Here is a 21,505-nt window from a genome sequence, read left to right as displayed (position 1 = left end):
GCGGATCACCGCTGTCGGTTCCCTCCGGCTCAGCCGTCTCCGGTGAGCTGGAACGTCTTCACCATCTCGTCGAAGATCGGCTTACTCTCGGCGAACACGTCCTCGGTGGCGGAGAGGTAGAACGAGTAGGACTTACCGTCCTTGACGACCGCGCGCCACACCCCGTGGCGCATCTCGGCACCGGAGCCGCAGGTGTACTCGAATTCGACGCCCGGGCTGCCCGCCAACTGCTGCTCGGCGATGGACACCTGCTCGTACGGCTTCTTGCAGTTGGTGCTCTTGGTGCGGAGGAAGTTCTGCGCGCTCTCCGCCCAGCGGGTGGGCGTCCCGGTCCACTTCTCGGTGAGGATCCGGATCTTGCGACCGTCGTCCTCCGGGTCGATGTAGTCGGTGTACGAGCCGCCGGTGGCCTTCTTCCAACCCTTGGGCACCATCACCTGGACGCCGCGGGCCGAGTGCTCCTGCATCTCGACGGCCGGGCCCGCCGGTGCGGACGGGGTCGGCTGCGCCTGCGGGGTGCTCGGCGCCGGGTCGTCACCGCTGGAGAGCGCCACGATGCTGATCAGCAGTACCACGGCCAGGCCACCGGCCGCGGCGAGCTGGACCTTGCGCGGCCAGCCCTTGACCGTGGTGACGAGCTGGCCGCCGGTCGCGCGGACCTTGTCCAGGGCGCTGCCGCCACCACCGGCCTGGGCCGGCGTCGTCGTCCAGGGCTGACCGGTGCCCGGAACCGACCACTGGTTGCCGCCGCCGTAGGTGCCGCCGATGCGCTGGGTGGCCTCCGGTGTGCCGTAGTTGACCTGCTGGGTGGCGTCGGGCCGGTTGCCGTAGGTGACCCGCTGCGTGGCGTCGGGGTGCGCCCCGGCGTCCACCCGCTGGGTGGCGTCCGCGCTGCCTCCGTAGGTGCGCCCCGCGGCGGGGCGGCCCGAGGTGGACATCGCGCCGGTGGGCGTGTGCAACGGGCCGGCGAGCGCGTCGGCGCTGGTCTCGTCGAGGGCCGCGGCGGCATTCGCGTCGGCCGGCTGGGGACGCTCGCCCCGGCGCAGCGCGGCCAACCGGTCGGTCAGCGACTCGTCCGGGGCGAGCATGGCCCGGCCACCGATCTGGTTGTCCGACTTCGACTCCGGCTGGGCCGGCTGGTGGACGGGAGCCGGACGCTGCTGCACCGGCACCACCGCGTACGGGTCGGTGACCGAGTGCACGGCGGTGGCGGTGCTGCCCAGCGGGCCGGCGAGCAGCTCACGCAGCATGCCCCTGGAGGTGTGCACGTCCAGCCGGCGGGCCGGGTCCTTCTCCAGGAGGCCCATCAGCACCCGGGTCAGCGGACCGCTGCGTTGCGGCGGCGCCGGCGGGTCCTCGACGACGGCGTGCATGGTCTCGATCGGGTCGCCCTTGTCGAACGGCGGACGCCCCTCGACGGCCGTGTAGAGCGTCACACCCAGCGAGAAGAGGTCGCTCGGCGGGCCGAACTCCTGGCCCATGGCCCGCTCGGGCGAGATGAAGTGCGGCGAGCCGAGCACCATGCCAGGGGTGGTGAGCTGCACGTCGGTGGGCATCCGGGCGACACCGAAGTCGGTCAGCACGCAGCGCCCGTCGGAGCAGATCAGCACGTTGGCCGGCTTGACGTCGCGGTGCAGCACGCCGATGGCGTGGGCGACCTCCAGCGCGCCGAGCAGCGCGATGCCGATCTTGGCGACCGCGCGGGGGGCGACCGGACCGTCCTCGATGACCATGTCGGCGAGGCTGCGGGCGTCCAACAGCTCCATGACGATCCACGGCCGACCGGCCTCGGTGACCACGTCGTACACCTGCACCACGGCGGGGTGCTGGATGGCGGCGGCGGCGCGGGCCTCGCGCAGCGTCCGCTCGTACATGGCGTCGCGGTCACTGGGCGCCAGGCCCGGGGGAAGGACGACCTCCTTCACTGCCACGTCGCGGCGCAACAGGGTGTCTGTGGCGCGCCACACCGTGCCCATGCCGCCGTTGCCCACCGCGGACCGCAGCGAGTACCGGCCACCGATGGTGGTGCCGGGCGCTGCTCGTCCGCTGGCGGGACTTACCTGTCCGCCGCTCCACGTCGGGATCTGAGTCACAGAAAAGCCACCGGGGGAAATCGAGGGGGGCTGGGACACAACCCCCCTATCTTGCTGGTTCCGACGCCCGATGCGAAAGCCGACGCGGCGGACGTTTACCGAAGTCCACAGATCGTGCCCGTGCGTTCACCTCCCGTCGACCGGTCGGGACGCACTGTGCGGTATCCCTCACCCGACCTCGGGCCAGGGCGTCCTACCATCCGGGGATGAGCGAACCGCGGTCAAGCGAGTCCGGTTTCCCGATCAAGGGCGTCTACACGGCGGCCGACCTTCCGGAGGACCTGGACTCCCGGCTGGGCGGTCCGGGCGACTTCCCGTACACCCGGGGGGTCTACCCCACGATGTACACCTCCCGTCCGTGGACCATGCGCCAGTACGCCGGCTTCGGCACCGCCACCGAGTCCAACGCGCGGTACCACCAACTGTTGCGGGCTGGCACGACCGGTCTCTCGGTCGCCTTCGACCTGCCGACCCAGATGGGGTACGACTCGGACGACCCGATCGCACACGGCGAGGTCGGCAAGGTCGGGGTCGCCATCGACTCCATCGAGGACATGCGACTGCTCTTCGCCGACATCCCGCTGGACAAGGTCTCCACCTCGATGACCATCAACGCGCCCGGTTCGGTGCTGCTGCTGCTGTACCAACTCGTCGCCCAGGAGAACGGGGTCCCCGGCACCGCGCTCAACGGCACCATCCAGAACGACATCCTCAAGGAGTACATCGCCCGGGGGACGTACATCTTCCCGCCGAAGCCGTCGCTGCGCCTCGTCGCCGACACGTTCGCGTACTGCCACAAGGAGGTGCCGAAGTGGAACACCATCTCCATCTCCGGCTACCACATGGCCGAGGCCGGCGCGACGCCCGCGCAGGAGATCGCGTTCACCCTGGCCAACGGCGTCGAGTACGTCCGGGCGGCGTTGGCCGCGGGGCTCGCGGTGGACGACTTCGCGCCCCGGCTGTCGTTCTTCTTCGTGGCCCGCACCACGCTGCTGGAGGAGGTGGCGAAGTTCCGCGCCGCCCGGCGGATCTGGGCCCGGCTCATGCGTGACGACTTCGGCGCCAACAATCCGAAGTCGATGATGCTGCGCTTCCACACCCAGACCGCAGGCGTGCAGCTCACCGCCCAGCAGCCGGAGGTGAACCTGGTCCGGGTGGCGGTGCAGGGCCTGGCCGCGGTGCTCGGCGGCACGCAGTCCCTGCACACCAACAGCTTCGACGAGGCGATCGCGCTGCCCACCGAGAAGGCCGCCCGGCTCGCGCTGCGTACCCAGCAGGTGTTGGCGTACGAGACGGACCTGACCGCCACCGTCGACCCGTTCGCCGGCTCGTACGTGGTGGAGGCGATGACCGCCGAGATCGAGGCCGCCGCCGTGGAGTTGATGGAGCGCGTGGCCGACCATGGCTCGGCGGTCGACGCCATCGAGGCCGGGTTCCAGAAGCGGGAGATCGAGCAGTCCGCGTACCGGATCGCCCAGGAGATCGACTCCAGTGAGCGGGTGGTGGTGGGGCTCAACCGGTTCACGGTCGACGAGGAGGAGCCGTACGAGCCGTTGCGGGTCGACCCGACGATCGAGGCGGTGCAGGCCGAGAAGCTGGCCCGGCTGCGCGCCGGGCGGGACGCCGACGCGGTGACGCGGACGCTGGCCGACCTGCGGGCCGCCGCCGACGGCTCGGACAACGTGCTGTACCCGATGCGGGAGGCGCTGCGGGCCCGGGCCACGGTGGGCGAGGTCTGCGGGACCCTGCGGGAGGTGTGGGGCCAGTACCGGCCCACCGACCGGTTCTGACCGCTACCGCCCCGGGTGTGCCGACCCGGCTCCGGGGGTACGCCGACAGGGCGCGCCGCAACGCACACGGTGTGCGGTCGGGGTGCGCGAGCGTATGTGAGCGTCCTTGTCCGGCCCGTTGCGGAGCGTGGTCGTCTTATTGTCGGAGTGTCAGTTCATCACCCCGACTAATGCGACAATTCGCGGTGGAGATCCATGCGTCGCCGTCGACTCATGGACACTCGGGCCGGTTACGCGTTGTAGGAGGTGAGGGGGCGGATGACGGCGTTCGAACGCGATCTACCTGCGATCCCGCACCTCGATGAGCGCCCTCAGCAGGGCATACGTGACGCTACGCGAGCCGATCATCACCGTAACGAGGTTGCGCAGCGTCACCGTCGGAGGTCTAGGCTGTCTGCTGTCCCCGATGATCCATCCATCTCTAGTGATCGAGAATTCGACGTGACGAGTGCGTTGACGCTGCCCACGGGCGGCCAGCTGGCGTCGTCCTGGCTAGAGGCCTTGCCCGGATCCCAGCCCCTGCCCCGCGACCTGGACCACCTGCTCGCCCTTCGGGTACCCGGCCTCATCGCCACGCGCCGTCACCTTCACTCGCACCCCGAGCTGTCGGGTACGGAGTTCGAGACGGCGGCCCTGATCGCGCGGGAACTCTCCCTGGCGGGTCTGCACCCGCGGCTGCTGCCCAAGGGCAACGGCGTGATCTGTGACGTCAACGGCCGTCCGGACGGCCCGATCGTCGCGCTCCGCGCCGACATCGACGCCCTGCCGCTCGACGACCCCAAGGACGTGCCGTACCGCTCCACCGTCGAGGGCGTCTGCCACGCCTGCGGCCACGACGTGCACACCTCGATCCTGCTGGGCGTGGGCATGCTGCTCGCCCAGCTCGCCGACCTCGGCGAGTTGGACGGCCGGGTCCGGCTGATCTTCCAGCCGGCCGAGGAGATCCTGCCCTGCGGCTCGCTGGAGGTCATCGAGGCCGGTGGCCTGGACGACGTCGTGCAGATCTTCGCGCTGCACTGCGACCCGAACCTGCCGGTGGGCCAGGTGGGCCTGCGGGTCGGCCCGATCACGGCAGCCGCCGACAACGTCACAGTCCGGCTCTCCGGGCCGGGCGGGCACACCGCGCGCCCGCACCTGACCGTCGACCTGGTCGACGCCCTCGGCCGGCTGATCACCGAGGTGCCGGCCCTGGTCAGTCGCCGGGTGCCGGCCAACAGCGGGCTGCTGCTGGTGTTCGGCCACGCCTCGGCCGGCACCCGTTACAACGTCATCCCCTCCGAGGCGTCCGCCTCCGGCACGCTGCGCGTGATGGACCGCGACACCTGGGAGAAGGCGCCCAAGATCGTGGCTCAGGTGGTGCGGGACGTGATCGCCCCGACCGGCGCCACGGTCGACCTCGAATACCTGCGTGGCCGGCCGCCGGTGAGCAACGACTCCCGGGCGATCCAGGTGCTGACCGCCGCCACCGGTGCCGCGCTCGGCCCGGAAGGGATCGCCGAGACGCCGCAGAGCATGGGCGGCGAGGACTTCTCCTGGTACCTGGAGTACGTCCCCGGCGCCCTCGCCCGCCTCGGCGTGGGACGTATCGGACCCAACGTCGACCTGCACCGCGCGTCCTTCGACGTGGACGAGCGGGCCATCCCGGCCGGCGTACGCGTCATGGTGCAGACCGCGCTGCGGGCACTGGCTGCGGCGCGCTGACCTCGGCGGTCTGCGCCGGCGGCCTCCGTCGCCGGCGCAGCACCAGCAGCACGACCGCCAGCGGTACGCCGACCGCCACCAACCACGGCAGCAACGCGCCCAGGACGGTGAGCAGGACGGTCATCGAGGTGGCGAACGCCTTCCAGCCGCCCTTGAGCCCGACCAGGAAACCGGTCTCGTTCTTCTCCTCGCTGGTCTTCGCGGCCGGCCCGGCCAGCGCCACCGTGATCGTGGACAGCGCGGTCAGGTCGGCCAGCCGCCGCTTCTTGGCTTCCAACGAGGCCAGGTCCGCCTCCCGGCGACCCAACTCGTTCTCCAACGACACGAGGTCGGCGATCGAGTTGGCGCGGGCGAGCAGTCGCCGTGCGCTGTCCACGCGCGCCCGCTGCGTGATGATCCGGGCCTCCAGGTCGACGGTCTCCTCCGTGACGTCCTGAGTGTTGATCTCCCGGCTCTGCTGCCGACCGAGTTTCGCGACCTCCTCCACCACGCCCGAGAACCTGGCCGCCGGCACCCGCAACTGCAGCTCGGCCACCGCGTCGGCCTCGGCGCTGCGTCGCTGGTCACCGCCGACGAAACCACCGGCCCGGGTGACCAGGGCGCTGACCTCACGGGCCGCCGCGTCCACATCGGTCACCTGCACCCGCATCGATCCGGTGTAGATGATCGCCCGCTGGTCGACCCGCAGATCCGGAGCACCGGCCCCGGCCGTCCCCGCCGCTTCCGCGCCGCTGCCCTTGTCAAGTGCGCCCCGAGGGGCCTCGGCCGCCGTGCCCGCCGAGTCCGCCGATCCGCTGTCGCCGGCGCTGCACCCCGCGAGGGCCAACGCCGCCACGAGTGTGCCTGCCGCCAGTATCGCGCCGCCGCGGCGTCGTTCTCTCCGTCCGTCCATCCCCGCTCCCATCGTCGTCAGCTTCAGTGGCGATAGCTCGGACGTGACGCGCCCGCCGCCTGGTTCCGGCAGACTGCGCTGAGGACATCACGATTCGATAGTCGAGGAGTCACGATGCGGCTCACCAAGTACGCCCACTCCTGTCTCCGGGTGGAACACGACGGGGGAGTGCTCGTGGTCGATCCCGGAGTGTTCAGCGATCCCGGGACAGCGCTGGACGGTGCGGACGCGGTGCTCGTCACCCACGAGCACCCGGACCACCTCGACCCGGCCGCGGTGCGTCTCCAGCTCGACCGGCGGCCGTTCCCGATCTACGGGCCCACTTCGCTCGCCGACACGCTGGGCGACGCGGCGGAGGCGCTGTGCCCCGTCGAATCCGGCGAGTCGTTCACCGCCGCCGGTGTCGCGGTCCGCGCGTACGGCGGGCGGCACGCGGTCATCCACCCGGACCTCCCGGTGATCGACAACCTCGGCTACCTGATCAACGACGTGGTCTACCACCCCGGCGACTCCCTCGTCGTACCGGAGGAGACGCCCGTCGATACGCTCTTCGCGCCGATCCACGCCCCCTGGTCGAAGTTCTCCGAGGTGCTCGACTTCATCCGGGCGGTCGCCCCGCGCCGCGCGTACGCCCTGCACGACGCCCTGCTCAACACCAACGGGTTGGGTGTGCTGAACCGCCAGTACGCGGCGATGTCCGGCACCGAGTACCAGCGTCTGGAGCCCGGTACCCGGGTGGACGTCTGACGCGATGCCCGGCCCCTCCGTGGAGCTGGTGCGGCAGCTCTACCGCACGCCACCGGACCGGTTCGTGGCCGCCCGGGACGCCGCGGTGGCCGAGGCCCGGCGGGCCGGTGATCCGACCACGGCCCGGCAACTGGCCCGACTGCGCCGCCCCACCGTCGCCGCCTGGCTGGTCAACCTGCTCGCCATCGAACGTCCCGAGCTGGTCGCCGACCTGGTCGGTCTGGCCGACGCGCTGCGGGCGGCCCAGCGGGAGCTGCGCGGTTCGCGGCTGCGGGAACTGTCCGCCCAGCGCCGGGCGGTGGTCGCGGCCCTGGTAGCCGAGGTCCGCACGCTCGCCGCGGCCGAGCCCGAGGCGCCGCCCGCCGGCCGGCTGCCACTGGCCGAGGTGGAGGCGACCCTGAACGCGGCACTCTCCGACGCCGATGTCGCCGAGCAGGTACGGGCGGGGCGTCTGCTCCGCTCGGCCACCTACGCCGGTTTCGGTGAGGTGCCCCGACCACAGTTGCGGCTCGTCACCGGCGACGAGGAGGAGCCACCGGCCGGTCGCCCGGTCGTCCAGCGGGAGAGTCCGGAGCCGACTCGCCGTACCGACCGGGCCGGGGAGCGTGCCGCGCAGGCCGAACGGGCGGCACAGCGGGCGGCCCGAGCCGAGCGTGCCCGCCGCCGTCGCGCGCTCGATCGCGAGCTGGAGCGTGCCCGGGTCGACCAGCAGCGGGCCGAGGACGAGTTGACCGAGGCCGCCGGGCAGGAGCGCGACGGCATCGGCGTACTCGACGGTATCGAGACCGAGCTGGCCGAGCTGGAGCGCCGGCGCGCGGTGGCGGAGCAGGACCTGAGCCGGGCCAAGCTGGCCCGACGCGCAGCCGAGCGGGCGGTCACCGTGGCCCGTCGGCGGGCGGGCGAGGTCGAGGCCGCCGTGGAGGCGTTGGCGGCCGAAGAGGGGGATGCGGACGCGGGCGGTGGGGCGGCAGACTGACATCGATGGATGACGACGAGCGGGTGTGCCGTCCGGAGCCGGCTGTCCCGGGGCCGAGTGCCATCGCTGTGCGGTGGGGCCCGCGGATGGCGGCCGGATGACGCCGGAGCAGATCGCCGCCGCCAGCAAACCCGTCGTCCTCGACCTCGGCGACGGGTTCAGCAGGTGTCCGAGCACGCTGCGTCGGGCGCGTCTGCTCGGCATTTCCGGCTGGGCCTTCTACATCAGCGGTCGGGCCGGCGCGCTCGGCGACGTACGCGCGGAGACGGCCGCCGCGGCGATCGGCTTCGTCGCGCCGGACGCCGTCGCCGACGGCTGGGACGCCGCCGCCCGGGTCCTGCACCCGGCCGAGGTGGCCGCCGCGAGCCTGGCCGAGTGCTGTCGGTGGGGGACGCAGGAGCTGGGACCGCTGCCGGGGGCCGAGCGTCTGGCCGACCTCGTCGAACGGGCGGTCGCCGCCGCGGACGCCAGCGGCATGCCGCTCTTCGCCGCGTGGCGGGCCATGCCGTTGCCGGACGGGTCGCCGGGCGCGCGGAGCGCCGCGGGACTGCGACTGCTCCGTGAACACTTCACGGGCGCCTACCTGCTGGCGGTACGGGCCGCCGGCATGACTCCGCTGGAGGCGGTGCTCGCCGGGCCGGAGGGCGAGGCCGGCGCGGTGGCGTGCGGATGGCCGCCCCCGTACCCCCCGGTCGGGCCGTTGGTGCGTCGGCGGCTGTGGGCGGAGGCGGTGACCAACCGGCTGGCCGCGCCGGCGTTCGCGGCGCTCGGCCCCGCCGACGGCGCGGAGCTGGTGGAGTTGCTGCACCACACCCGCGCCGGCCGCGCCTGAATGACCCGATCGACGGACAGGAAGAGGTGGAAGTGTAGAACATCTGGTTCTACACTTGTGTTTATGGAACGCATCGGTGTCCGGGAGCTCAACCAGAACACGAGTCAGGTACTGGCACGGGTGAGCGGCGGCGAGACGGTCGAGATCACCGACCGCGGTCACCCGATCGCCCGACTCGTGCCCGTGGGCGACGACAGGTCGATGCTGGCCAAGCTGGTGGCGTCCGGCCGGGCCGTCGCCCCCACCGGCGGCGGACCGGTACCACTTCCACCGAAGCTGGGCGACGAGGAAGTCGACGTGGCGGCCACGCTCACCGCGATGCGGGACGAGGAGCGCTGGTGATCTATCTCGATTCCGCCGCCGTCGTGAAGCTCGTCAGGCAGGAGGCGTGCAGCGCCGATCTCGTCTCCTGGCTCAACACCCATCCCGACGTGCCGCTGGTGTCCTCTGCCCTCGTCGAGGTGGAGGTGCCTCGGGCCCTGCGCCGATCCGCTCCGCAGGCGTTGGTCGGCGTGCCCGCGGCCGTCGGACGGCTCTTTCGATTGGAGATCGACACTACGATCCGCGCCACCGCGGCCGCGTTCGCCGAGCCGATGCTCCGCAGTCTCGATGCCATCCACCTGGCCACCGCCCAGCTCCTGACCAACGAGTCCGGCACCGCACTCGTCGCTTTCGTCACCTACGATCGCCGACTGCTCGAATGCGCCAAGGAAGCAGGGCTACCCGTCGCGAGCCCCGGTCAGAACTGATTCACGGGTCGGTGCATCCGCCCGCCCGGCGTAAATGGGCGGCGCGGTCGGCCGTCGGCTGTCAGGATCTCCTGCCGTGACCCTTCCCGCCGGCTGGTCCGCGCGCCGGCCCACACTCGACGACGTACCGGCGATCCTCGCGGTGGTGCACGCCGCCGACACCTTCGCCATCGGTCATCCCGACTTCGACGCCGAGGACGTCGAGGAGTCGCTGACCGCCCCGCACTTCGACCCGACCCGGGACTCCTGGCTGGCGCTCGACCCGGACGGCACCGTGGTCGCCTGGGCGACGGTGGACAACCCGACCGGGGTCGGCCGGGAGTTCGTGGAGGTCTACGTCGACCCGGAGCGGGCCGCCACCCTCCGCGCGCCGCTGCTGGCCCGCCAGCTCGACCGGGTCGCCGAGCGCGCCGCGGAGCGCCGACTGCCGTCGCTCACCGTCCGCTGCGCGGTGTTCGCCCCGGAACGCGACTGGGAGCGGGCCCTGCGGGCCGCCGGTTTCACACTGGTCAAGCGGTACGTCCGGATGCGCCGCTCGCTGGCCGACCTGCCACCGGAGCCCACGCCGCCGCCCGGCGTCACGGTGCGACCGGTCCGTTCGAACGACGAGACCGAGCTGCGGGAGTTCCACCGCGTCCACGACACCGCCTTCCGTGACACCCCGGACCACGAGCCACTGTCGTACGAGCGGTGGCGGGCGCGGATCGGCGACGTGACCGCCTGGGACGAGTGGTTCGTCGCCGAGGTGGACGGGGTGCTCGCCGGCGCGTTGCAGTCCTCGGACCAGGCGCTCGACCAGCAGCAGGGCTGGGTGAAGAGTTTGTCGGTGCTGCCCGCGTACCGCCGGCGTGGGGTGGGCGGGGCGCTGCTGCGTCGCGCGTTCGCCCGCTACGCCGACAAGGGACGGCAGTCCGCCGGCCTCGGCGTGGACCTCACCAACCCGACCGCGCCGCTGTCGCTCTACCGGTCGGTGGGCCTGCGAGAGACCTGGTGGAGCGACATGTACGAGCGGGTCGTCCCGGCCGTCGGTGTGTGATTGGCGACCCCGGCCGGGCCCGGCGGGCGTCGGAGCCGGCGACGGTTGCAGACTGGGGGCGTGCGATACGCGCTATGGGGACGCGGTGCCGGTGGGGCGGGACCGCAGCTCGGTGACGTAGTCGTCCGGCGCGCCCGCCTTCTCGGCGGCGTTCGCGATCTCGGACAGGTACCACGACGTCGGCAGGCCGCCCTCGTACCCGTCGAACACGTAGATCCACGCGGTGACGTCGCCGTCGAGGGTGGAGACCCGCACGTGCAGCTTGCGGTACGTGCCGGCGGTCACACCCTCGATCTCGTCGAGCTGGGCCGCGTCGTACGGGTGGATGTCGTAGATCGCCACGAACACCCGGTCGCCGGGGGACTCGACGACGGTGCTCACCGCACCCTCCCAGCCGATCACGTCCGCACCGGCGAAGGTCAGCCGCCACCCCTCCAGCCAGCCGGTGCCGACCATCGGCGAGTGCGGGCAGTAGGCCCGCATTCGGGACGGATCGAGGTTTGAGCCGTAGGCGGCGTGATGACCCACGGCGATGACGATAGCCCGACGGATGGGTGGGGGAGAATACGACTGTGCGTGTCGGATGCGCTCGGGAGAAGAAAGTCACTGTGAGCACCAACGAAGGGCGAACGCTGTGAGCCGGATCGTGATCATCGGCGGTGGGCCGGCCGGGTACGAGGCGGCACTTGTCGCCGCCCAACTGGACGCCGATGTCACCGTGGTCGAGGCCGACGGCGCGGGCGGGGCCTGCGTGCTCTCCGACTGCGTACCGTCGAAGACCTTCATCGCCAGCTCTCAGGTGGTCACCGGCTATCGGGACACCGAGGAGTTCGGCGTGCACTCGGACGGCCTGGAGGCGGTGACCGTCGACGCCCAGGCGGTGCACGCGCGGGTGAAGCGGCTGGCGCTGGCGCAGTCCGCCGACATCCACGCCAAGCTGCTCAAGGCGGGGGTCACCTTCGTGGCCGGCACCGCCCGGCTCGGCGAGGACGCGCTCGGGCACACCCACCTGGTCGTCATCACGCCCGCTGACGGCGGCGAGGAGTACTCGATCGCCGCGTCCACCGTGCTGGTGGCCACCGGCTCGACGCCCCGGCAGTTGCCCACCGCCGTACCTGACGGTGAGCGCATCCTGACCTGGCGTCAGGTGTACGACCTGCCGGAGCTGCCGGAGCACCTGATCGTGGTCGGCTCGGGCGTGACCGGCGCGGAGTTTGCCAGCGCGTACCTCGCGATGGGGGTGGAGGTCACCCTGGTCTCCAGCCGCGACCGGGTGATGCCGCACGAGGACGCCGACGCGGCGTCGGCCATCGAGCGGGTGTTCCGCAACCGGGGCATGAACATCCTCAACAACTCCCGGGCCGACGCGGTGCGGCGTACCGCGGACGGGGTCGAGGTGGAGCTGTCCGACGGCCGCAAGGTCACCGGCTCGCACGCTCTCATCGCGGTCGGTTCGATCCCGAACACCGCCGACCTGGGCCTGGCCGAGTACGGCGTGGAGTTGGGCCGGGGCGGTTACGTCACCGTCGACCGGGTCTCCCGGACGAACGTTCCCGGCGTCTACGCCGCCGGTGACTGCACTGGTGTGCTGCTGCTGGCGAGCGTCGCCGCCATGCAGGGGCGGATCGCCATGTGGCACGCCCTCGGCGAGGCCGTCCGCCCGCTGCGTCTGCGGACCGTCGCCGCGAACGTCTTCACCGACCCGGAGCTGGCCACCGTCGGCGTCTCGCAGGACGAGGTGGACGCCGGCAAGGTGCCGGCCCGGCAGGTGATGCTGCCGCTGTCCGGCAACGCCCGGGCCAAGATGGACGACCTCTCCGATGGTTTCGTGAAGCTGTTCTGCCGCCCGGCCAGCGGCCAGGTGATCGGCGGCGTGGTGGTCGCCCCGAAGGCCAGCGAGCTGATCCTGCCCATCACGATGGCTGTGGAGAACAATCTGACGGTCAACGAGCTGGCCCAGACGATCACCATCTATCCGAGCCTCTCCGGTTCGATCACGGAATCCGCCCGTCAGCTCATGCTCCACGAGCTGGAGTGAGCGCACCGTCCTCGTCGGGTGAACGCCGGGTGAGGGTCAGCGCTACCGTCGCGAGGACCGCTACCTCGGTGAGGATCAGGAGGCGTTCGGCGAGCCCGATGAGCAGGCGGTCGCCGGGGTAGGCGGACCACACCATCCCGCCCGCCAGGACCAGGCTCAGCACGACGAGGGTGCGGAGCGTCCGGGCGGCGGGTGTCAGGTCGGGGCGCCGGGCCAGCAGCCAGCCGCCGACCGGCAACGCCAGGAAGGCGACCACCGACGCGTACCGGTGCACGTAGGCGGACGTGGTCATGGTGGCGCCGGGCTCGTTCGTCGGCACCACGGCTGCCAGCAGCAGCCCCGCCACCCACGCGCCGAGCAGCAGCTCGATCGCTCGACCGGATCGTGGCGGGTCGGTGCGCCGCAGCCCGTGGAGGAGGGCCACCGTGGTGAGCGCCAGCACCACCATGGCCGCGTCGATGACACCGCCCCGGTCGGAGACGGCGAAGTCGCTGATGGTCAGCGCCCACGGGTTGAGGTCGTCGTTGACTTCCAGGTGACCGATCACGGTGAGCAACGCCGCCACGGCGATCCCGCCGAGGGCCAGCAGGCCGGTATTCCGGGTTCCAGGCATGCCTCAGCCTGTCGCCGTGCACACCCCAGCCAGATCCGGGACCGCCACCGGCTTCGCCCCTAAAACCCACCCCTAGGAACCTCTCGGACCGGCTCTCCCCGAGATCTTGGACAGTTTCCGTTCGCATCGGACGGAAACTTTCCAAGATCTACAAACGCGCTTCGTCGAGGGGAACTTCGGCGGCGGCGCGGGCGTGGCGGGCGCTGACCGCTGTCATCGCCCATCCCGCCGCAGCGAAGCCGGCCGCCGCGGCGACGGCGATGATGGCCAGCCGCCAGGCCGACTCGGTGAGCGCGGTGCCGCCCAGGTGCCCGACCAGCGCGCCGTAGGAGGCCCACCCCAGCGCGGCGATCGTCTCGTAGAGCGCGAACAGCCGGTACGGGTAGCGGCTGCGGCCGGCCGAGAAGCAGGCCGCCATCCGCCCGCCGGGCACGAACCGGCAGAGCAGGATCACCAGCGGCCCGGGTTGTCGGAGCCCCTGGGTGACCCGGCTGGCGACGCGGCGGGCGCGGCTGAGCTCGGCGTGCCGGGGTGCCCGCCGGTCGGGGGCGACGCGGCCGAGCAGGTAGCAGGCGAGGTCACCGGCGAAGACGCCGAGCGCGCCGACGGCGATGGTGACCGGCAGGCTGAGCCCTCCGTACACGGTCAGCGCACCGCTGGTGATCATGACGATCTGGGTGGGGATGACGGGTACGAAGGCGTCGGCGATGAGGAGCCCGAGCAGCACCAGATACGCCCACGTCGGCGATGCGACGTCAGTCAGTAGTTCAGGCACGCCTGCCACCTCGCCGGATGCGGCCGATTGGGTGTCTTGAGCCTGACGGCGTGGCGGGCGTCACCATGGACAGCCCCGTGGTGTCGTGACCGTCGACACCACAGGGCCACCCTGTTCCAACGAGGCGGGCACCCGCTGGTGACGGGTCCAGCCCGGCCCGAGGTGGTCGCCGGATCGGCGTTCGTCGGCGTACCGTGGTCGGCGCGGCCCAGCACGTCGGGTCCCCCGTTCCTGACGACGCGGGCCGCCCAGGGCCGCCGGCGGGTCCCGCGCCGGCGGCCCGCCTCCCTGCCCACCGCCGCAAATCCGGGTGCGTCCACGACCGCCCGACGGGTAGCGTCGCCGTATGCGCAGCGCGGTAGTGATGACGACGACGCCGGGTGTCCCCGGCGTGCCGCTCTGACGTAACCACCGTCGACCAGGCCCCGGGGCGATCCGCCCCCGAGGGCCGTTCGGCGTTCGGTGCCCAGGTCGCCTCCGGGTCGTACCCGATCCAGGAGCCCAACATGATCGACCACCGCAAGCTCGGCCGTGAGCTGGACCTGTTCGTCTCCGATCCGCTGGCCGGCGCCGGCCTGCCGATCTGGCTGCCGGCCGGCGCCGCCGCCCGGCACGCCGTCGAGGAGTACGTCCGGGAGTTGGAGCGCCGCTCCGGCCACCAGCACGTCTACTCGCCGCCGCTGGGCAAGCGCGAACTGTTCGAACTCTCCGGCCACCTCGGCTACTTCGCCGACGACATGTTCCCGCCGTTGCGGCTCAGCGCCGATGACGAGTTCGTGCTCCGGCCGGCGCTCTGCCCGCACCACGCGCTGGTCTTCCGGGCGCGCGGGCGCTCCTATCGGGAGCTGCCGCTGCGGATCGCCGAGTTGGGCGGGATGTACCGCTCGGAGCGTTCGGGGGTGCTCGGCGGACTGTCCCGGGTACGCGCCATCTCCCTCAACGACGCGCACACCTTCTGCGCCCCCGAGCAGGTCGGCGCGGAGGTCGCCGAGATCCTCCGGCTGATGCGCGCCGCGCACGCCGCGCTCGGCGTACGACCGGCGGGGTTCCGGCTCTCGTTGCGCGGGGCGGGGGAGAAGTACGTCGGCGACGACGCGCAGTGGGCCCACGCGGAGGAGTTGCTCCGCGACGCGCTGGCCGGCGTGGAGTACGTCGAGGCCCCGGGAGAGGCCGCCTTCTACGGTCCGAAGATCGACATTCAGATCGTCGACGCGGCTGGCCGTGAATCGACCATCTCCACCATCCAGGTGGACTTCGACAAGCCGGAGCGGTTCGACCTGTCGTACACCGACTCGGACGGCAGCCGGCGGCGGCCGGTGATGCTGCACCGCAGCCTGGTCGGCAGCATGGAACGGCTGTTCGCGTACCTCATCGAGGCGCACGAGGGCGCGTTCCCGGCCTGGTATGCGCCCGTGCAGTTGGTGGTGCTGCCGGTCGGCGACGGGCAGGCCGACGCGGCCGCCGACCTGGCCCGGCGGGCCGTCGACGCCGGCCTGCGGGTCGAGGTGGACGCCGCCGGCTCGCTGGGCGCCCGGGTCCGGGACGCGACCCGCCGCCGCGTCCCGTACCTCGGGGTGCTCGGTGCCGCCGAGGTCGCCGGCGGCGCGCTCGCCCTGCGACTGCGCGACGGCCGGGCCCTGGCCCCGATGCCCGCCGACGCCGCGCTCGCCCTGATCGGCGGGCAGGTCGCGGCCCGCGCGGCCGACCTGCTTCCGCCGGGCTGACCCGCCCGCCGATCTGGTTGCGTGCACGACCGGCCGCCCTCAGACCGACGCGGGCTGCGCGGCGGGGGCGGCCGGTTCCTCGTCCACCGCGGCACCGGTGAACTGCGAGCGGTAGAGCCGGTGGTACGCGCCGTGGGCGGCGAGCAACTGCTCGTGGGTGCCCTGCTCGACGATGCGGCCGTCCTCCATCATCAGGATCAGGTCGGCGTCGCGGATGGTGGAGAGCCGGTGCGCGATGACGAAGCTCGTCCGGTCCGAGCGCAGCGCCGCCATCGCCCGCTGGAGCAGCACCTCGGTACGGGTGTCCACCGAACTGGTGGCCTCGTCGAGGATCAGCAGGGACGGCTCGGCGAGAAACGCCCGGGCGATGGTGATGAGCTGCTTCTCGCCGGCGCTGACGTTGCTGCCCTCCTCGTCGATGACCGTGTCGTAGCCGTCGGGCAGGCTGCGCACGAACCGGTCCACGAAGGTGGCCCGGGCCGCGGCGACGATCTCCTCCTCGGTGGCGTCGGGGCGGCCGTAGGCGATGTTGTCGCGGATGGTGCCACCGAACAGCCAGGTGTCCTGGAGGACCATGCCGATCCGTCCACGCAGGTCGTCGCGGCGCATCGTGGTGATGTCCACACCGTCGAGCGTGATCCGGCCGGCGTCCAGCTCGTAGAACCGCATGACCAGGTTGACCAGGGTCGTCTTGCCGGCACCGGTCGGACCGACGATCGCCACCGTGTGTCCCGGCTCGGCGACCAGTGAAAGGTCGTCGATCAGGGGCTTGTCCGGTGCGTACCGGAAGGAGACGCCCTCGAACTTGACCCGGCCGTGCGGGTCGACGACCCGGGCCGGCTGGGCCGGGTCGGGGCTCTGCTCGTCGGCGTCGAGCACCGCGAAGACCCGCTCGGCCGACGCCACCCCGGACTGGAGCAGGTTCGCCATCGACGCGAGCTGGGTGAGCGGCTGGGTGAACTGGCGGGAGTACTGGATGAACGCCTGCACGTCACCGAGGCTCATCGTGCCGGAGGCCACCCGCAGGCCGCCGACCACGGCGATGGCCACGTAGCTCAGGTTTCCGATGAACATCATCGACGGCATGATGATCCCGGAGATGAACTGCGCGCCGAAGCTGGCCCGGAACAGCTCCTCGTTCTTCGCGTGGAACGCGGCCTCCACCTCGCGCTGCCGGCCGAAGACCTTCACCAGCTCGTGCCCGGTGTACGCCTCCTCGATCTGGCCGTTCAACTCGCCGGTGTGCGTCCACTGGGCGATGAACTGCTTCTGGGACCGCTTGGCGATGCGCTGCGTGACCAGTACCGACAGGGGCACCGCGACGAGCGCCACCAGGGCCAGCAACGGCGAGATCCAGAACATCACGGCAAGCACGCCGACCACGGTGAGCAGCGAGGTGAGCAGCTGACTGAGGGTCTGCTGGAGGCTGGTCGAGATGTTGTCGATGTCGTTGGTGACCCGGCTGAGCAGCTCACCGCGCGGCTGCCTGTCGAAGTAGGGCAGCGGCAGCCGGTTGAGCTTCTCCTCCACCTCGGCGCGCAGCCGCAGCACGGTGCGCTGGACGACACCGTTGAGCAGCCAACCCTGCCACCACGACAGCAGGCTCGCCGCCAGGTAGAGCCCGAGCACCAGCAGCAGGACCCGGCCCAGGGCGTCGAAGTCGATGCCCACCCCGGGCACCACGTCCATCCGGGCCAGCATGTCGGCGAAGCTCTCGTTGCCGCTGGCCCGCGCGCCGGCGACGGCCTGGTCGACGGTGGTGCCCGGTTCCAGTTGCTTGCCGATCACCCCGGTGAAGATGAGGTCGGTGGCGTGGCCCAGGATCTTCGGGCCGGCCACGTTGAAGCCGACGCTCACCAGGGCGAGGCTGATGATCGCGCCCAGGTGCAGGCGGTGTGGGCGGAGTCGGCCGAGCAGTCGTCGGGCCGACGGTCCGAAGTTCATCGACTTCTCGGCGGGCATCCCCGCGCTCATCCAGGGCGGGCCGCCACCAGGCCGGCCCGGCGGCAGCCGCTTCGGCGTCCGCGTGTCGCCGCCGGGCTGTGGCGCCCCGTCGGTCGCGGTCGGGGCGTCGCCGGCCGGCTTCTGACTGGGTACGGCCGGGGTCCGCGGTTCGTCGCGCCCGCTCATGCCGCCACCTCCGCCGTCTGCTGGGAGGCCACGATCTCGGCGTACGTCGGGCAGGTCTCCAACAACTGGGCATGTCGTCCCACTCCGACGACTCCTCCGTTCTCGAGCACGATGATCTGGTCGGCGTCGACGATGGTGGACACCCGCTGGGCCACGATCACCACCGCCGACTGCGCGGTGATCGGCCGGAGCGCCGCCCGCAGCCGTGCGTCGGTGCCGAGGTCGAGCGCGGAGAACGAGTCGTCGAACAGGTAGATCTCCGGCTGCCGGACCAGTGCCCGGGCGATGGCCAGGCGTTGGCGCTGCCCGCCGGAGACGGTGCTGCCGCCCTGTGCGATCGGCGCGTCCAGCCCGCCGGGCATCTGGGCCACGAAGTCGCGCGCCTGGGCGATCTCCAACGCCGCCCACAGCTCCTCGTCGGTGGCGTCCGGGTTGCCGTAGCGCAGGTTGCTGGCGACCGTGCCGGTGAACAGGTACGGCCGCTGCGGCACCAACCCGATGCGTCGCCACAGCTCGTCGGGTTCCAACTCGCGGACGTCCACCCCGTCGACCAGCACCGCGCCGTCGGTGACGTCGACCAGGCGGGGGATGAGCGACAGCAGTGTCGTCTTGCCGGCGCCGGTGCTGCCGATGATCGCCGTCGTGGTGCCGGCGGTGGCGGTGAAGGAGATGTTCCGCAGCACCGGTTCGACCGCGCCCGGGTACTGGAAGCGCACCCCGCGCAGCTCCAGCTCGGCCCGGCTGGGCAGTTCGGTGACCGGCGCGGCGGCGGGGACCACCGAGGAGTCGGTGTCCAGCACCTCGACGATCCGCTCGGCGCAGACCGCCGCGCGAGGGACCATCATCAGCATGAAGGTGGCCATCATCACGGCCATCAGGATCTGCATCAGGTACGCCAGGAAGGCGGTGAGCGCCCCGATCTGGATCGCGCCCGAGTCGACCCGCTGCGCGCCGAACCAGAGCACCGCCACGCTGGACACGTTCAGCACCAGCATGACCACCGGGAAGATCAACGCCAACAACCGTCCGGTACGTAGGGCGGTGGCGGTCAGGTCGGCGTTGGCGACACCGAAGCGGTCCGTCTCGTACGGCTCGCGGACGAACGCGCGGACCACCCGGATTCCGGTGATCTGCTCACGCAGCACCCGGTTGACCGTGTCGATCCGGGTCTGCATCAGCCGGAAGCCCGGCACCATCCGCCGGATGATCGCGCTCAGCGCGACGGCCAGCACCGGCACGCTGACCAGCATCAGCCAGGAGAGCCCGATGTCCTCGCGCAGCGCCATGAACACCCCACCGACACTCATGATCGGCGCGGCGACCAGCATGGTGCAGCTCATCAGCACGAGCATCTGCACCTGTTGGACGTCGTTGGTGTTGCGGGTGATCAGCGACGGTGCGCCGAACCGGGCCACCTCACGGGCGGAGAAGCGGTTGACGTGCGCGAACAGTCGGGCGCGGACGTCCCGGCCGAAGCCCATCGCGACCCGCGCGCCGAGGTATACGGCGGCGATCGAGCAGACGATCTGGATCAGGCTGACCAGCAGCATCCAGCCGCCGGTGTGCACGATGTAGCCGGTGTCGCCCCGCGCCACGCCCTTGTCGATGATGTCCGCGTTGAGGCTGGGCAGGTAGAGCGAGGCCATGGTGCCCACGAACTGGAGCAGCACCACCGCCAGCAGTGGTCTCTGGTACTGGCGCAGTTGATCGCGCAACAGTTGGATCAGCACGACGGTTCCTCCGCGTCGGTGGGTCGTCCGGTCATCTGCGGGTCGTGGCCGCTGCCGATGACTTCGAGTAGGAACTCCCGGATCACCTGAGCCTTCGCCGGGTCGGCGTCGATCGAGGTGAGCGGGCGTCCGGAGTGCATGAGAGCGCCGAGGGCGGCCACCCGCTCCCGGCCGGCGGGGGTGATGGCGAGTCGGATGCTGCGCCGGTCGCTGTCGTCGCGCTGCCGCTCGACCAGGCCGTCGCGTTCGAGGGTGTCGACGATGCCGGTCAGGGTGGCCGGGCGGACGAAGCCCTTCTCGGCGACCTGGCGGTGGGGCAGCTCGCCGTGCCGGGCGAGCGTCATCAGGGTGATCATGCCGGCCTGGGTGAGGCCGTGCTCCTCGGCGAGGTAACGGTTCCACCGCTGCCCCACGAGGTGCCCGGCCACGACCAGCAGCCGGCCGAGCGGCACATCCTGGAGGGTGACGAGTTCCACGGGAGCAGGTTAGCTCCCTGATAGTCAGGCCCCAAACGAAATACCGACAGCGGTGGCGACGAACACAAGTTGCAGAACCGTGCGCTGCCCCAGCGGGGTGACCGGACGGCCGGCGAGGAGCAGCCCTCGGCGCGCGGCCGAGACGTTCGCCGGGAACATCGCGAGCATGAGCAGGCCGAGGCCGGCCGCCGCGAGGCGGGCGGTGGCCGGAATCAGCAACCCGACCGCGCCGGCCAACTCCAGCGCGCCGGTGAGCGTGACCAGCAGATCCGGCCGGGGTAGGCGGGGTGGGACCATCGCGATCAGGTCGGCCCGGCGTTTGCCGACGAAGTGCGCGATGCCGGTCACCACGAACATCAGGGCCAGGCCCACCCGCAGTGCGGGATGCCAACCGTCGAGTGCGGAGACGCCGGCCAGGCCGACCAGTCGGGCCAGTGCGCTGCCGACGATCAGGGCGATCAGGGGTGCCATCGGAATCCTCCTCGCGAGAACTTGTCAGTGGCAAGATTGCGCCCGACGATGGCATCTTGTCAATGACAAGATTAGGATTCGGGCATGACCGAGACGCGTGCGTACCACCACGGCGACCTTCGCCGCGCCCTCCTCGACGCGGCGCTGGAGGCCGTCGGTGAGGTCGGACCTGCCGCGTTGAGCCTGCGTGACCTGGCCCGCCGGGCCGGCGTCTCGCACGCCGCGCCCGCCCACCACTTCGGCGACAAGGCGGGCCTGCTCACCGCCCTCGCCGCCCAGGGCTTCGATCGGCTGGCCCAGGCGCTGGTCGCGGCCGGCGACGACCTGCTGGAGGCCGGCGTCGCGTACGTGGACTTCGCCGTGGCGCACCGCGCGTACTTCGAGGTGATGTTCCGGCCCGAGCTGCACCGACCCGACGACCCCGAGCTGACCGCCGCTCGCGAGCGCGCCGGAACGGCCCTCCGTTCGGGGGTGGCCGCCCGTGGTGCGCGCGCCGACACCGACCGGGACTCGCTCGCCGCCTGGTCGATAGCCCACGGCTTCGCCACCCTCTGGCTGGCCGGCGCCCTCCCGGAACGCGTCGGCGAAGACCCCCGCACAGCAGCCCGCGAAGTCCTGGCCCGCCTAACCCCCTAACCCCCCGAACCCCCGCCCCCCGCCCCCACCCTCCGTCATGCGCAACGGCTACGAGCAGGGCAAGCGGAGCTTCCCGTACACCCTGGCGAAGCGGCT

The 21,505-nt window shown here is 71.7% G+C and carries 20 protein-coding genes; 11 read left to right on the top strand and 9 right to left on the bottom strand.

The window, feature by feature from the left end; genetic code table 11:
* Positions 1 to 29: 29 nt before the first annotated feature.
* Positions 30 to 2,093 carry a serine/threonine-protein kinase gene (locus ABZU91_RS26950; RefSeq protein WP_355246050.1) on the bottom strand — a complete coding sequence of 688 codons (2,064 nt, stop codon included), beginning with the start codon at positions 2,091 to 2,093 and terminating at the stop codon, positions 30 to 32.
* A gap of 206 nt (positions 2,094 to 2,299) precedes the next feature.
* On the opposite strand from ABZU91_RS26950, the gene ABZU91_RS26945 reads away from it, so the two are divergent.
* Both ABZU91_RS26945 and ABZU91_RS26940 read left to right on the top strand, forming a co-directional pair.
* Positions 2,300 to 3,883 (top strand): methylmalonyl-CoA mutase family protein, encoded by a 1,584-nt coding sequence (locus ABZU91_RS26945; RefSeq protein WP_355246048.1) that lies wholly within the window; start codon positions 2,300 to 2,302, stop codon positions 3,881 to 3,883.
* Positions 3,884 to 4,324: 441 nt separating this feature from the next.
* On the top strand, positions 4,325 to 5,584 hold the full coding sequence (locus tag ABZU91_RS26940) for an amidohydrolase (RefSeq protein WP_355246046.1): 1,260 nt from the start codon (positions 4,325 to 4,327) through the stop codon (positions 5,582 to 5,584).
* Here the strand turns inward: ABZU91_RS26940 and ABZU91_RS26935 are convergent.
* Complete coding sequence (locus ABZU91_RS26935) at positions 5,541 to 6,497, bottom strand: DUF4349 domain-containing protein (protein ID WP_355246190.1); 957 nt, start codon at positions 6,495 to 6,497, stop codon at positions 5,541 to 5,543. The genes ABZU91_RS26940 and ABZU91_RS26935 overlap by 44 nt on opposite strands.
* Positions 6,498 to 6,590: 93 nt before the next feature.
* Here ABZU91_RS26935 and ABZU91_RS26930 point away from each other — a divergent pair, with 93 nt between their 5' ends.
* From ABZU91_RS26930 to ABZU91_RS26905, 6 genes are all read left to right on the top strand, one after another.
* On the top strand, positions 6,591 to 7,223 hold the full coding sequence (locus tag ABZU91_RS26930; protein WP_355246043.1) for an MBL fold metallo-hydrolase: 633 nt from the start codon (positions 6,591 to 6,593) through the stop codon (positions 7,221 to 7,223).
* Between the two features lie 4 nt (positions 7,224 to 7,227).
* Positions 7,228 to 8,199 carry a hypothetical protein gene (locus ABZU91_RS26925; protein ID WP_355246041.1) on the top strand — a complete coding sequence of 324 codons (972 nt, stop codon included), beginning with the start codon at positions 7,228 to 7,230 and terminating at the stop codon, positions 8,197 to 8,199.
* 97 nt (positions 8,200 to 8,296) lie between these two features.
* The gene (locus tag ABZU91_RS26920) at positions 8,297 to 9,031 is read left to right on the top strand and encodes a hypothetical protein (RefSeq protein ID WP_355246039.1); all 735 of its coding nucleotides are present in this window, start codon (positions 8,297 to 8,299) and stop codon (positions 9,029 to 9,031) included.
* A 63-nt stretch (positions 9,032 to 9,094) separates the two neighbouring features.
* Entirely contained in the window at positions 9,095 to 9,373 is a 279-nt protein-coding gene (locus ABZU91_RS26915; protein WP_355246037.1) for a type II toxin-antitoxin system prevent-host-death family antitoxin, read from the top strand.
* Entirely contained in the window at positions 9,370 to 9,780 is a 411-nt protein-coding gene (locus ABZU91_RS26910) for a type II toxin-antitoxin system VapC family toxin (protein ID WP_355246035.1), read from the top strand. The genes ABZU91_RS26915 and ABZU91_RS26910 overlap by 4 nt, the downstream gene beginning before the upstream one ends.
* Before the next feature lie 76 nt (positions 9,781 to 9,856).
* Positions 9,857 to 10,816, top strand: coding sequence for a GNAT family N-acetyltransferase (locus tag ABZU91_RS26905; RefSeq protein ID WP_355246032.1), 960 nt, complete (start codon positions 9,857 to 9,859; stop codon positions 10,814 to 10,816).
* 72 nt (positions 10,817 to 10,888) lie between these two features.
* On the opposite strand, the gene ABZU91_RS26900 is transcribed toward ABZU91_RS26905, so the two are convergent.
* On the bottom strand, positions 10,889 to 11,344 hold the full coding sequence (locus ABZU91_RS26900; protein ID WP_355246029.1) for a gamma-glutamylcyclotransferase: 456 nt from the start codon (positions 11,342 to 11,344) through the stop codon (positions 10,889 to 10,891).
* Positions 11,345 to 11,450: 106 nt separating this feature from the next.
* Between ABZU91_RS26900 and ABZU91_RS26895 the strand changes: the two genes are divergently transcribed.
* Positions 11,451 to 12,854 carry an NAD(P)H-quinone dehydrogenase gene (locus tag ABZU91_RS26895; RefSeq protein ID WP_355246026.1) on the top strand — a complete coding sequence of 468 codons (1,404 nt, stop codon included), beginning with the start codon at positions 11,451 to 11,453 and terminating at the stop codon, positions 12,852 to 12,854.
* Here the strand turns inward: ABZU91_RS26895 and ABZU91_RS26890 are convergent.
* Both ABZU91_RS26890 and ABZU91_RS26885 read right to left on the bottom strand, forming a co-directional pair.
* Entirely contained in the window at positions 12,832 to 13,467 is a 636-nt protein-coding gene (locus tag ABZU91_RS26890) for a DUF998 domain-containing protein (protein ID WP_355246024.1), read from the bottom strand. The two genes, ABZU91_RS26895 and ABZU91_RS26890, sit on opposite strands and share 23 nt — an antisense overlap.
* Before the next feature lie 148 nt (positions 13,468 to 13,615).
* A complete protein-coding gene (locus tag ABZU91_RS26885; protein ID WP_355246021.1) occupies positions 13,616 to 14,242 on the bottom strand; it encodes a DedA family protein in 627 nt (208 codons plus the stop codon).
* A gap of 506 nt (positions 14,243 to 14,748) precedes the next feature.
* On the opposite strand from ABZU91_RS26885, the gene thrS reads away from it, so the two are divergent.
* Positions 14,749 to 15,966 (top strand): threonine--tRNA ligase, encoded by a 1,218-nt coding sequence (gene thrS / locus ABZU91_RS26880; protein WP_355246018.1) that lies wholly within the window; start codon positions 14,749 to 14,751, stop codon positions 15,964 to 15,966.
* 39 nt (positions 15,967 to 16,005) lie between these two features.
* Here thrS and ABZU91_RS26875 read toward each other — a convergent pair whose 3' ends face one another.
* The 4 genes from ABZU91_RS26875 to ABZU91_RS26860 form a co-directional block, all read right to left on the bottom strand.
* Positions 16,006 to 17,928, bottom strand: coding sequence for an ABC transporter ATP-binding protein (locus tag ABZU91_RS26875; protein WP_355246187.1), 1,923 nt, complete (start codon positions 17,926 to 17,928; stop codon positions 16,006 to 16,008).
* 164 nt (positions 17,929 to 18,092) lie between these two features.
* Complete coding sequence (locus tag ABZU91_RS26870) at positions 18,093 to 19,826, bottom strand: ABC transporter ATP-binding protein (protein ID WP_355246015.1); 1,734 nt, start codon at positions 19,824 to 19,826, stop codon at positions 18,093 to 18,095.
* A complete protein-coding gene (locus ABZU91_RS26865) occupies positions 19,820 to 20,302 on the bottom strand; it encodes a MarR family transcriptional regulator (protein WP_355246012.1) in 483 nt (160 codons plus the stop codon). The genes ABZU91_RS26870 and ABZU91_RS26865 overlap by 7 nt, the downstream gene beginning before the upstream one ends.
* A 24-nt stretch (positions 20,303 to 20,326) precedes the next feature.
* Positions 20,327 to 20,773, bottom strand: coding sequence for a DoxX family membrane protein (locus ABZU91_RS26860; protein ID WP_355246008.1), 447 nt, complete (start codon positions 20,771 to 20,773; stop codon positions 20,327 to 20,329).
* 84 nt (positions 20,774 to 20,857) lie between these two features.
* On the opposite strand from ABZU91_RS26860, the gene ABZU91_RS26855 reads away from it, so the two are divergent.
* Positions 20,858 to 21,409: a TetR/AcrR family transcriptional regulator gene (locus tag ABZU91_RS26855; protein ID WP_355246005.1), complete on the top strand. Its 552-nt coding sequence runs from the start codon at positions 20,858 to 20,860 to the stop codon at positions 21,407 to 21,409.
* The last annotated feature ends 96 nt before the right edge of the window (positions 21,410 to 21,505 follow it).

This window comes from Micromonospora sp. NPDC005174 (assembly GCF_040608495.1).
Taxonomy (GTDB): Bacteria; Actinomycetota; Actinomycetes; order Mycobacteriales; family Micromonosporaceae; genus Micromonospora.
The sequence above is the reverse complement of the archived record's forward strand: the minus strand, read 5'-3'. Positions and strand labels throughout refer to the sequence as shown.